This is a genomic window from Paenibacillus sp. BIC5C1, assembly GCF_032399705.1.
Lineage (GTDB): Bacteria > Bacillota > Bacilli > Paenibacillales > Paenibacillaceae > Paenibacillus > Paenibacillus taichungensis_A.
This window is the reverse complement of the sequence record NZ_CP135922.1, coordinates 3,947,480-3,959,586: the sequence shown is the minus strand read 5'-3', so window position 1 is coordinate 3,959,586 and position 12,107 is coordinate 3,947,480. Positions and strand designations below refer to the sequence as shown.

The 12,107-nt window shown below is 46.0% G+C and carries 9 protein-coding genes; all 9 read left to right on the top strand.

The genetic code is table 11. The features are described from left to right. Nucleotides 1-143: 143 nt before the first annotated feature. The 9 genes from RS891_RS17560 (at nt 144) to RS891_RS17520 (ending at nt 12,063) form a co-directional block, all read left to right on the top strand. The gene (locus tag RS891_RS17560) at nt 144-1,361 is read left to right on the top strand and encodes a Tm-1-like ATP-binding domain-containing protein (RefSeq protein ID WP_315792633.1); all 1,218 of its coding nucleotides are present in this window, start codon (nt 144-146) and stop codon (nt 1,359-1,361) included. Between the two features lie 23 nt (nt 1,362-1,384). Further along, on the top strand, nt 1,385-2,215 hold the full coding sequence (locus RS891_RS17555; RefSeq protein WP_315792631.1) for a phosphoenolpyruvate hydrolase family protein: 831 nt from the start codon (nt 1,385-1,387) through the stop codon (nt 2,213-2,215). 164 nt (nt 2,216-2,379) lie between these two features. After that, on the top strand, nt 2,380-4,203 hold the full coding sequence (locus RS891_RS17550) for a cache domain-containing sensor histidine kinase (protein ID WP_315792630.1): 1,824 nt from the start codon (nt 2,380-2,382) through the stop codon (nt 4,201-4,203). Continuing rightward, nucleotides 4,181-4,948: a response regulator transcription factor gene (locus RS891_RS17545; protein ID WP_315792629.1), complete on the top strand. Its 768-nt coding sequence runs from the start codon at nt 4,181-4,183 to the stop codon at nt 4,946-4,948. Before RS891_RS17550 ends, RS891_RS17545 begins: the two co-directional genes overlap by 23 nt. A gap of 93 nt (nt 4,949-5,041) precedes the next feature. Further along, nucleotides 5,042-6,349 (top strand): ABC transporter substrate-binding protein, encoded by a 1,308-nt coding sequence (locus RS891_RS17540; protein ID WP_315792627.1) that lies wholly within the window; start codon nt 5,042-5,044, stop codon nt 6,347-6,349. Between the two features lie 106 nt (nt 6,350-6,455). After that, complete coding sequence (locus RS891_RS17535) at nt 6,456-7,340, top strand: carbohydrate ABC transporter permease (protein ID WP_076289323.1); 885 nt, start codon at nt 6,456-6,458, stop codon at nt 7,338-7,340. A 15-nt stretch (nt 7,341-7,355) separates the two neighbouring features. Further along, nucleotides 7,356-8,183 carry a carbohydrate ABC transporter permease gene (locus RS891_RS17530; protein ID WP_064637560.1) on the top strand — a complete coding sequence of 276 codons (828 nt, stop codon included), beginning with the start codon at nt 7,356-7,358 and terminating at the stop codon, nt 8,181-8,183. A 19-nt stretch (nt 8,184-8,202) separates the two neighbouring features. Continuing rightward, on the top strand, nt 8,203-10,461 hold the full coding sequence (locus tag RS891_RS17525; RefSeq protein ID WP_315792623.1) for an FAD-dependent oxidoreductase: 2,259 nt from the start codon (nt 8,203-8,205) through the stop codon (nt 10,459-10,461). Nucleotides 10,462-10,833: 372 nt separating this feature from the next. After that, nucleotides 10,834-12,063 carry a multidrug effflux MFS transporter gene (locus tag RS891_RS17520; protein ID WP_113054276.1) on the top strand — a complete coding sequence of 410 codons (1,230 nt, stop codon included), beginning with the start codon at nt 10,834-10,836 and terminating at the stop codon, nt 12,061-12,063. Nucleotides 12,064-12,107: the final 44 nt, after the last annotated feature.

Genomic DNA, 12,107 nt, shown 5'->3' with positions numbered 1-12,107 from the left:
AACATAAAAGCGTTTTCATAAATAAACAGGACCAGTATGATGAAGTTATAACGATCGTACTGGTTTTTCTGTTAGCCAAAAAAATCAGCATGCTACCTGCGATCGAGCTTGGTTTCTAAAGAGTCATACGAGGAGGCCGTGGAATGAAAACAGTCGCAATCATTGGAACGTTTGATACAAAGGGTGATGAATACCTTTACGTCAAGAGCATTGCAGAGGAGCTTGGGTTGGGGACATTAATGATTCATACAGGCGTATTTGAACCGTCCTTTGTTCCGGATGTGTCCAATCAGGAAGTCGCTCACGCCGCAGGCATGATCATAGAAGAACTTGCGGCAAAGAAGGATCGGGCTTTGGCTACAGAAGTTTTGTCCATAGGATTGAAGAAGCTGGTACCACAGTTGTACAAACAGGGTAAATTTGACGGAATCATTTCCTTTGGTGGCACTGGTGGAACCTCCCTGGTCACACCTGCCATGAGAGCCCTGCCGATTGGTGTCCCTAAGGTGATGGTATCAACCGTTGCTTCTGGAAACACAGCTCCTTACGTAGGCACGAGTGATATTGTCATGATTCCGTCTGTGGTGGATGTAGCAGGGTTGAACTCAATTTCCACGAAAATATTTACAAATGCATTATTTGCGATGGCGGGCATGCTCAAGTTTGAGCATACGCACAAACCGGATAAGAAGCCGCTTGTTGCAGCCACGATGTTCGGAGTGACAACACCATGTGTGACAGCGGCAAGAAAATATTTGGAGGAGCGGGGCTACGAGGTGCTTGTCTTCCACGCTACGGGCATCGGAGGGCAGTCCATGGAGGCGTTGATTGAAGCAGGCTTCATTGAAGGTGTATTGGATTTGACGACGACGGAGTGGGCGGATGAAATCATCGGCGGTGTCTTAAATGGGGGGCCGAATCGCTTGGAGGCTGCAGGCCGCAATGGTATTCCGCAGGTAGTCTCGGTGGGCGCTTTGGATATGTGCAATTTTGGGCCGAGCAATACTGTGCCGGAGAAATTCAAGGATCATAAGTTTTATCAGCATAATCCGACTGTATCTCTGATGAGAACCACGGTGGAAGAGAATGAACAGATCGGCAGGAAACTTGCGGAGAAGCTGAACATGGCAAAGGAAAAAACCGTGTTAATGCTGCCGCTTAGAGGCGTCTCCTCAATTGATGTGGAGGGGGAGCCTTTCTACGGACCGGAGGAGGACCGGATGTTGTTTGATACCCTACGTGAGCATGTCGATCACTCAATTGTTGAAGTGATTGAAATGGATTGCGCCATCAACGATCCAGCCTTTGCAGAAGCCGCAGCACAAAAGCTGATCGATCTCATGACATCAAATTCCGAATGAATCCAATAAGGAGGAAATACGAAATGAATAAGCTGAACAGATCAGAAATTATGGACAAATTTAAGGAAGAGGTAAAGCAGGGTAAAATTCTTCTAGGTGTCGGGGCAGGCACAGGCATTACGGCCAAGAGCAGTGAAGCGGGCGGAGCAGATATGTTAATCGTATATAATTCCGGTCGGTACAGAATGGCGGGCCGCGGCTCGCTGGCGGGCTTGCTCTCCTATGGAGACGCCAATCAAATCGTTGTTGAGATGGGAGCCGAGGTGCTGCCTGTTGTCAAGCATACGCCTGTTCTGGCAGGGGTATGCGGCACCGACCCTTTCCGAATTATGGAGGTATACCTGAAGCAGCTGAAGGAGCAGGGCTTCAGCGGAGTTCAGAACTTCCCAACCGTTGGTTTGATTGATGGGGTGTTCAGACAAAACCTGGAGGAAACCGGTATGGGGTACGATCTGGAGGTTGAAATGATCCGTGTCGCTCATGAATTGGATATGCTGACTACGCCGTATGTTTTTGATCCTGCTCAGGCAAAAGCCATGGCGGAGGCGGGGGCTGACATTTTGGTTGCGCACATGGGCTTGACGACCAAGGGCTCGATTGGTGCAAAAACAGCGCTGACTCTGGACGACTGTGTACAACGAATCGAGGCGATTATTGAAGCAGGGCGGGCTGTGAACCCGGAGATCATGATTATTTGCCACGGTGGACCCATTGCGGATCCGGAGGATGCGGCCTATGTCATGGAGAGAACGAAGGGCATCGATGGATTCTTCGGCGCATCCAGCATCGAGCGATTTGCGGCAGAGAAAGGCATTACACAGCAGACGGAGTCCTTCAAGTCGATTCGGAAATAGTAAGAACCTAACGACAGTCAATTATTTGGCTGTCGTTTTTTTATTCCATAGGAAAGAGGAGGCTCCCAACTTCTCATATAAGCGCTTACAATTTACTATTGCGATCAACCGTAATGTTCAGTAAATTGGGAGGTATACACCGATGGGAGGGCTGAGAAATAATCATGTTGACCACATGGCTGCGACGAATAACGCCAGGCACTTTTAAACACCGAATACTATTTTCCTTTCTGTTATTCCTCCTGACGCCCATAGCCATATTATTCCTCTATAACTTCCGAGAAACGGAAGTTATGCTTCAACGGGACGCTTCGGACATTAACGTCAAGCAACTCGAAGGCATCAAAGCCGATCTTATCGATTTGATGAGTCTTGTGATGAAGACTGGGATGCTGCTGGATCAGGATTCTGTCCTCCGCGAAGTGATGCAGAAGCCGGAATTATATGATGCCATCCATCGAAAACGAATTGTGGAAAATAAATTTGCTAGTATTGAGAACAGCTTTTTCCTTACGGGAGCTACCGTATTCTACACATTGATCGATTTAAAAGGAAATGCTTACACTTCGTATACGCCAGAGAATTCTCTGAATTACGCCCACATCAGTTCCGAGCCCTGGGTACAGGAGCTGAAGAGGACCGAGGGACAGCGTTACTTATGGAAATCCAATGATTTGACGACCGGCGTTCGTGAGAGAAAAGGAAATCGGATGCTGAGCCTTTACGAAGTGTTGCGTGACGACGGGCTGAAACCCTTCGCATATGGACGTTTTAGTATCGATTATGAAGCATGGTTCCAGGAAAAAACGGAAGAAAATACATTTGGCAGCGATGGTGAAGGGGCCTATTTTCTAATGGATGGATATGGGAGAATTATGCTTCAATCCAATTCGGGGGATAACATACCCTCTACCGTGTCATCTGCCATTACAGCAGCAAGTCAGAGCCAAGGACAGGATAACTCCTCCCAATCCATTGTGAACAATCATATGATGTATACCTATAGCAAGATTCAAGAGCTTGACGGTTATCTTGTGAAAAAGATTCCCCTGTCCTTGTTATTTGAAGAAGTGAACAAACAAAAGCTGAGGTTCTATACCGTATATGGGGCCATCCTGCTGCTGTTTGTGCTGCTAACTTATTTCATTTCTTCAACCGTTACCGGTCCTTTAAAGCATCTTCAACGAAAGATGGAGACAACCGTTAAATTGAATTTGAAGACAAAGCTGCCGGAACAAGGAAGAGGTGAATTGCTGGCGCTAACCCGAAGCTTTAATTTTATGATCGCAGACATCAATAATCTGTTGGAACAGTTAAAGCTGGAGGAGCGGCAAAAGCAGTTTGTCCGATTTCAGGTGTTGCTTGGTCAAATGAATCCTCATTTTTTGCTGAATACGCTGAATACAATCAAGAGCATTGCACTGGATAAGGATGAAGATGAGATTTACGAGATTTGTGTATCGCTAGGAAAAATATTAGAAACTACGCTGAATTTGGAGGTTGATCTTATTCTTCTGAAGGAGGAGATTGTGCTAATTGAATCCTACATGGATATCCAACGGAAACGGTTTGGACATGGCATCGAGCTTCACTATGAAGTTTCCAGGGACCTGGAGTATGCACTGATTCCAAAATTTTGTCTGCAGCCGCTGGTAGAAAATTCGTTGATTCACGGGTTTGGACAAACACAGCTTGAGGGGCGGATTAACATTCGTGCATCAATCCACCATTCGCTGCTTATTTTGGAGGTTGCGGACAATGGCATAGGAATGAAAAAATCCCAGGCGAATCAGTCCTACCGGAAACGAAAAAGCATTGGCGTACAGAACCTTCGCGAGAGCTTGGAACTTATGTTTAAGAACCAGCCGACAGGACTTCGCATAGAGTCGACGGAGGAAGGAACGCAGGTCTTCATGCATTTCCCATTATTGTTATCCAAACCATATTTGAAGGAGGGGAGCACCATTGTGGCGCACATTGATCGTTGAAGATGAACAGTACGCAAGAGCAAGCTTGCGCAAATTGTTTACAAAGGCGAATATCCCATTTGAAATTATCGGTGAGGCGGTAAATGGCGAGGAAGGTTTGCAGTTGATTCGGGAACTGCAGCCCGATGTTGTCATTTCCGACATTTTCATGCCGCTCATGGATGGCATCCGTTTACTTCAGCTCACGAGAAAGGAGGGACATGAATGCAGGTTCGTTATGTTGACGGCAGTAAGTGAATTTGAGTATGCCAGACAAGCATTGGAATACGGGGCTTCAGGTTATTTAATGAAACTTTCTCTGGATTTGAAGGAACTGAAGCAAACCATGGACAAAGTAGCCGGAGAACTGACGAGAATGGATAAGCTTCGCCTGGCAGATAAATGGTTCCCGGATAAGACTGCCCAAGAACCAACGGATCATCCGGAACTGAACCGAATGATTACCTACATTGAGGAGCATTTCGCCGAGGATGTGACATTAAAAAGATTGGCTGAATATGTTCGCATGGATGCCAGTTATGTTAGTGACTTATTCAAGAAGAAGATGGGAATCACGATGACGCATTTTATTCAAAACCGCCGCGTTCAAGCAGCGAAAATGCTGCTGACAGAGACAGAGAAAACGGTGAGTGAAATTGGCAGGTTGGTAGGCTTCGAGAACGACAATTATTTCATTAAAATATTCAAGCGGTGGTGCGGGCTGACCCCGAACGAATACCGTAAAGAACAAAAAATCGTTCTATGAATAACCAAACACCGTTCATACCCCCAATGTCAGGCTGGTGATAAAGTTAAAGACGTAGCAAACAGCTTATCAACTCGATAAGGGGGACTGTAAATGAAATATAGAAATTGGTTAAAGGCAGCTTTGATTACGACTTTGACAGCTTCGATGCTCAGTGCATGCGGAGGGGCTAACAACGAGGGAGCGAGTGCGGGATCGGCGAATCAAAAAGCTGGTGAGACCATTAATCTCACGCTTTGGGGAGCTGTTCCTGCCGAGGCTGGACCTCAAGAAGTGATTGACAGCTGGAACAAAGAAAATCCTGACATTCAGGTCGAGTACTTCCGTTATGTAAATGATGACCCCGGCAACTTGAAGCTGGATACCGCGCTCATGACGGGTCAGGACGCAGACTTGTTCGTCAACTACACGATTAACCGTTTACAGAAACGTGTGGATGCAGGAGTCGCTTTGGATCTGAGCAACAGAACAGATTACAACATCGACGAGCAAATGGGAGTAGACGCCGCTCAATGGAAAATCGGAGATAAGTATTATGGCATTCCGACAAAGAAAAACATGTTATTCATCTGGCTTAACAAAAGCATGCTGGATGAAGCCGGTCTTCCGATTCCTCCCGTTGATTGGACATGGGATGACTTGAGGGAATATTCGAAAGCGCTAACAAAAACGAATGTGTACGGTCTTATGCAGCATGATGCTGCCTTTACCGCTGCAATCGACGGTACCATAGCGGGCCTTGGCGTAACCACGCCGGAAGGAACATCTAACTTCAATAATGATCTTTGGAAAAAGCAGCTTCAAATCGTGCATGACATGATGTTTGTGGACAAATCGACACCCGAATATGGAGAACAGGTAACAAGTAAGATGCCGGTAGACACCATGTTCCTCAAAGGGGAGGCAGCTATGTTAGCCGCAGGAGAATTTATTTTCCGCAACGCCAATAACCTGAAGGAATTTCCGCATGACTTCAAAATCGCATTCGCTACAATTCCGAAAGTATCTGCCGATCAGAAGGATTATAAATATGCTGGCGGTTTAGGGGATATGCTCTCCGTTAATGCAAAATCCAAGCATCAGGATGCGGCATGGAAATTCGCAAAGTGGTATGCGGACGGCGGAATGTTGCCGATGGCAAGCGGAGGACGCCTTCCATCCTCGAAGAGCGTTGATAACAAGCAGGCAATGGACCTGCTGCTCAAGGGTGTTGAAGACAAATACGATACAGAGTCGATGAATAGCGTTGTGTTCGGTGAGTTCCCATCATTCCAATTGAATGTACCGCAGCAAGAGCTGGATGCCCGCAAGGAAGAATACGAGAAATACTTCCTGAATGAGCAGGATATTGATACAACGCTTAAGAATATGGCCAAACGCCATCAGGAATATATCAAATAATCGAATACTGACAATATCCTTAAGAGAGAAGAAGGATTCTTCGCTTCCGTCTTCTCTCTTTGCTGTATTTAAAAAGTTCCATACGAGAAGAAAGGCGGCGTTTTCTGTGAAAAGGAACAGCTGGATTCGGAAACAAGGCTGGGTGGGCTACGTATTTATTTTGCCTAATATGCTCGGTATCCTCGCATTTTTTATTCTGCCTGCCTTGTACTCCTTCTTTATGATGTTCACGGACTATCAATTCGCCAATCCGAATTGGACGTTCACCGGATTAGATAATATCAAACGCCTTTTTGGTGATGATCAGTTCTATGCATCAATCAAATATACGATCATATTCCTGATGTCCGTTCCAGTCTCATTGGCAATTGCGTTTCTTGTTGCTCTTGTGCTTAACCGGAGTGTGTATCTGAAAGGATTGCTTAGAGGCATGTTCTTCCTGCCATATATCTCAAGCGGAGTTGCCGTTGCTTTTGTATGGATGCTTCTGTTCCAGCCATCTCAGGGGCCAATTAATGAAGTACTTCGCTTTATCGGCATTGTATCGCCTCCGGGCTGGTTTGCTGATTCGAGTTCGGCGATGTATGCCATTGACGTCGTACAAATATGGTTTATGTTAGGTTACAACATGATTATCTATTTGGCAGCCCTACAGGAGATTTCGACTGAGCAGCTTGAAGCGGCACGTATTGACGGTGCAGGGAAAGCGACTATTACATGGAGAATTGTATGGCCGCTTGTTAGTCCAACGACATTTATGCTATTGATTACCGGGCTGATAATGACGGTCAAATCCTTCTCTCTCATCCAAGCGATTACTGGCGGCGGCCCAAGCGGAAGCACCACGATTCTGTCGCTGTTCGTTTACAAAACGGCATTTAGCTATTATGAGATGGGCTATGCGTCAACCATTTCCTGGTTCCTGTTTGCGGTTATTCTCGTCATTACCATTATCCAATGGGTCGGCCAAAAACGCTGGGTCCATTACTAGAGAGGAGCTGGCTCTATGTTTAGAACAACGAAGACACGCTCAGTTAAGCTTTCTGTAACGATCCTTATGCTAATTGCGGGGTTGTTTATGATTGTCCCTTTTTTATGGATGCTCAGTACTTCCTTCCAGACTCCAAGTGAGGTCTTCCGTCAATGGCTTCCTTCGAAGCTGGACTGGACCAGCCATAAGCGGATCTGGACGGGAAACTATAATTTTCTCCCTTATTATTTGAACTCAATTAAGATTGCCGTGATTGGTACAGCAGGTGCCGTTTTTTTGTCGGCCTTTGCTGCTTATGGCTTCGCCCGTACGGAATTTAAAGGACGTAATACCCTCTTCATCGTGTATCTATCCATGATGATGATTCCTCCTCAAGTCGTTTTTGTTCCGAAGTTTATCCTGTTTAACTGGCTTCATATTTATAACACGCATTGGGCATTAATTCTGCCAGCCATGTTCTCAATCTTTGGCGTATTTATGCTCCGTCAATTCTTTCTCAGTATTCCGAACGAGATTACAGAATCTGCATTACTCGATGGTGCGGGTCATTTTCGAATTTTCTTCAAGCTGGTGTTACCGTTAGCCAAACCCGCGCTTGCAACGTTTGCCATTATCGATTTTTCCTGGCAATGGAATGATTATGAGAATGCTCTGGTTTTCCTGCAGAGTCCAAAGCTTTATACAATTCCGCTTGGTCTGCAAAATTTCGTTCTGGAAAACAACGTTGACTATAACGGCATGATGGCAGCTTCTTCCGCAGCGATTATCCCTATGATTCTAATCTTTTTGCTTGGTCAGAAATATATTATTCAGGGCGTATCCAGTTCAGCTGTAAAAGGCTAATTCAAAGGAGGTTTTTATAATGAGACGCGAAACAATATCATTCGATGTTACGGTCATTGGCGGAGGACTTTCCGGAATTTGTGCCGCTATTGCAGCAGCGAGATTAGGTCAAAAGGTTGCACTCGTGCATAATCGTCCTGTACTTGGCGGCAATTCCAGCTCCGAGGTCCGTGTATGGGTATGTGGTGCAACGGGGCATGGTGTGAACCGTTATGCCAGGGAGACCGGCATTATGGGTGAATTGTTCATTCAGAATCAACAGCGGAATCCGGAAGGCAACCCCTATCTGTGGGACGTTACTTTGCTGGAGGCGGTAAGAGCCGAACCTAATTTGACTCTGTATATGAATACGGATGTTAGAGAAGTAGAAGCAGACGGTGAGAAGGATGCGAGAATAATTCGTAGCGTGAAAGGCTGGATGATGGGCTCCGAGCGTGAGATTACGTTTGAAAGTGAGATGTTCCTTGACTGTACAGGTGACGGACTCATCGGTTTTCTCGCTGGAGCAGCATACCGGATTGGCCGTGAAGCCCGTCATGAGTTTGGGGAAGAATGGGCACCGGAAGTTGCTGATGATATTACGCTTGGCAGCACACTGCTGTTCTATACAAAAGATACCGGAAAACCGGTACGGTTTGTAGCTCCATCATTTGCTAGAGACATTACTACAACCCCAATTCCGCTAAAGCGTGTGATCCGCAGCGGAGATTCCGGCTGTCATTACTGGTGGATTGAATGGGGCGGCGAGCTGGATACGGTACATGAGAATGAACAGATTCGGGATGAGTTATGGTCTGTTATTTATGGCATCTGGGATTATATTAAGAACTCCGGCAAGTTTCAGGCCGAGGATATGACGCTGGAATGGGTAGGCTCGATTCCAGGCAAACGCGAATACCGCCGCTTCCTTGGTGATACGATCCTGACGCAAAATGATGTTATGTCTCAGCGCCCATTCGAAGACCGGGTCGCCTTTGGCGGTTGGTCTATCGACCTGCATCCTCCGCAAGGGATGTATGCAAGCGAGAGCGGCTCCAAGCATCTGCATGCAGATGGCATTTATCATATTCCGTTTGGATGCCTGTACTCCCGAAATGTCAGCAATCTGCTGTTTGCGGGACGTAATATTAGTGCATCGCATGTTGCATTCGGAACAACCCGTGTCATGGCAACTTGTGCGGTCATGGGAGAAGCGGCAGGTGCAGGCGCTGCCTTGTCGGTAAGCAAAGGCATCACGCCTCGTGAACTGCGCGAGCAGCACTTGACCGAATTGCAGCAAACGATGTTGCGAACCGATGCCTCAATTATAGGACTCAGAAATATGGATTCTGCTGACCTTGCGAGAGAGGGGAGCATCTCGGCTTCAAGCACGATGACCCGGATTTTGATTAACGAACCTTCCGAGGAGTACCGACTGCTTGCTGACGTTGGATGGCTGTTCCCGGCCGAGGGTGGAATTGAAGGATTAACGCTATTGGTCTCTGCTCGTGAAGCCACAAGTCTGACTATAGAACTGTGGGATACAGGTCGCCCTGAGAATTATGTACCGGCAAACTTCAAGCAAGCTATGGACATCGAGGTCGATGTAGGTCAGAAACAATGGTTGGAGGTGCCTGCTGACAGTGCAATGTTTGGAGGTGATCCTTGTAATGTATTTATCATTGTTCGTGCGAATGAAGCAGTCAGTCTTTATACATCAGCTGTCCCGATCAGTGGTGTCCTCGCCTTCGAGCGAGGAGTCAAGCCAATAGTCAGCTCCGATCTGGAGGATCATCAGCCGAATCAGCCCATTATCGAATGGTCGATGAAGCGCCTTGTCCGAAAGCCATTTTGTTTTGCAGTTGAGACTGGCGCGTATTCACCTGATAAAGTCATCAACGGCTATGTCCGCCCGTTTGGCGGTCCACAGCTGTGGGTATCGGAACCCATCGCTAATGGCCGTGAAGAATGGATTGAAGTCAAACTTCCAGAACCAGTGGATATTCGGGAAATCCACCTTACCTTTAATGACGATGTTAATGAGGATTTGATCAATTTGCACCATCATGAAACACCGTTTCTGGTCATTCCAGAGTTGGTTAAGAGCTATGAGGTGCAGGCATATATTAATGGGGAATGGGTACGTTTTGCTGGAGATAGCCATAACCTTACTCGCAAAAAGATTCATCGCCTTGAGAATCCCATCCAATCAACACGGATTAGGGTCATCATCAAGGAAACGCACGGCGGCGATCGGGCAGAAGTGTACGAAATTCGCTTATATGATTCTCATAGATGACAGTTCCCGTTTGAACGAAATGAAGAAAATAATAACCTCCTACCTGAAGCAAAACTATAATTTGCTCTAGTAGGGGGTTTATTATTGTTTTTAAGAGAACTTTGGTTTCGGTATGAAGCGGATAAGCGAATCCAGTGGTTAAGCCGAAACTCTTTTTTTAAATATTAAAATATATGATTTGACTTACAGTTAACTCTATGTCTTATACTCCGAATAGGAAAGAAAAATAAGTGGCTTTTCTGGAGTAGGGCAGTTACAATTTGTTAGGATCAATAGATGTGGGGTGTGAACGGGGGATAGGTAATGCATAATGGATTGTAATGACGATTCAAATAAACTAAATTACGTAATGAATTGGAGATTTAATTAACAATGATAAAGAGTAATAATTGGAATGTATTTGGCCTGGCATTGTTGTTGGGTTTATTTTCAACGTTAGGTCCATTTACTATTGATATGTATTTACCGGCTTTTCCTGAGATTGCAAAGAATTTCAATACAAGTGCATCACTTGTTCAGTTTAGTCTTACGGCTTGTTTATTAGGGCTAGGTGTGGGGCAGCTCGTTATGGGTCCTTTGAGTGATGCTCACGGTAGACGTAAACCGTTGTTAATCTCCATGGCAGCCTATATTATTTGCTCCTTGGCGTGCGCTTTTGCTCCTAATATTGGACTATTGATTTTGTTTCGTTTCACTCAAGGGTTTGCGGCTTCAGCAGGAATTGTCATTTCTCGTGCGATAGCTAGGGACCTTTATAGTGGACATGAACTCACTAAATTTTTCTCTTTGCTGTTGCTTGTAGGGAATTTGGGGCCTTTGGCAGCACCGATCGCTGGAAGTGGTATTCTTTCATTCACGACATGGATTGGTGTGTTTATCTCACTTTCATTTTTGGGCGTTTTCTTATTAATAATGACAAAATGGGGTTTGAAGGAGTCCAACCCGCCTGAACGACGCATGGCTGCCGACTTCAAACAACAGTTGGGGAATTACAGAACGCTTCTACGTGACCGCAAGTTTGTTGGCTATATGCTGGCCCAGGGGATCATGACGGCTGGGGTCTTTGCATATGTAGCAGGAACACCGTTTATTTACCAAAATATTTATGGGGTCACACCAACTGTATTTGCTATATTGTTTGCTTCGAACGGGATCAGCTTGATCATTGGTTCCCAAATCGTGGGGCGGTTGGCACACCGTATTCCTGAGCAGACCCTTCTATTGTCTGGACTGTGGCTTGCTTTAGCGGCAAGCGTTGCTGCTTTGGTTGTAACTATAGTTCATGGTCCGCTTTTCGCATTGGTCATTCCATTGTTCTTCTTTGTTTGCTCCATCGGTATTACGTCTACTGCAGCATTTCCGCTTGCAATGGAGAGCCAAGCCAAGATGGCTGGAAGTGCAGCAGCGCTGCTCGGCGTGGTTCCTTTTCTTTTAGGCGCCCTGGTTGCTCCTCTGGTTGGTATCGCAGGTGAAGACACTGCCGTCCCACTTGGACTCACGTTATTAATGACCAGTCTCGTGGCGATTCTTACGTACTTCCTACTCGTTAAAAACATATCGCATCACACACCTCAACATGCTCAGTCTGATTCTAACTTTTAATTGAGAATATGAGGCATTGATCCTATTAGATATAAAAAAACCGT

Excerpts from the sequence above, each read along its gene's own strand:
- RS891_RS17560 (WP_315792633.1), top strand. The coding sequence starts at position 144 with ATGAAAACAGTCGCAATCATTGGAACGTTTGATACAAAGGGTGATGAA.
- RS891_RS17530 (WP_064637560.1), top strand. The coding sequence starts at position 7,356 with ATGTTTAGAACAACGAAGACACGCTCAGTTAAGCTTTCTGTAACGATC.
- RS891_RS17550 (WP_315792630.1), top strand. The coding sequence starts at position 2,380 with ATGTTGACCACATGGCTGCGACGAATAACGCCAGGCACTTTTAAACAC.
- RS891_RS17520 (WP_113054276.1), top strand. The coding sequence starts at position 10,834 with ATGATAAAGAGTAATAATTGGAATGTATTTGGCCTGGCATTGTTGTTG.
- RS891_RS17555 (WP_315792631.1), top strand. The coding sequence starts at position 1,385 with ATGAATAAGCTGAACAGATCAGAAATTATGGACAAATTTAAGGAAGAG.
- RS891_RS17525 (WP_315792623.1), top strand. The coding sequence starts at position 8,203 with ATGAGACGCGAAACAATATCATTCGATGTTACGGTCATTGGCGGAGGA.
- RS891_RS17540 (WP_315792627.1), top strand. The coding sequence starts at position 5,042 with ATGAAATATAGAAATTGGTTAAAGGCAGCTTTGATTACGACTTTGACA.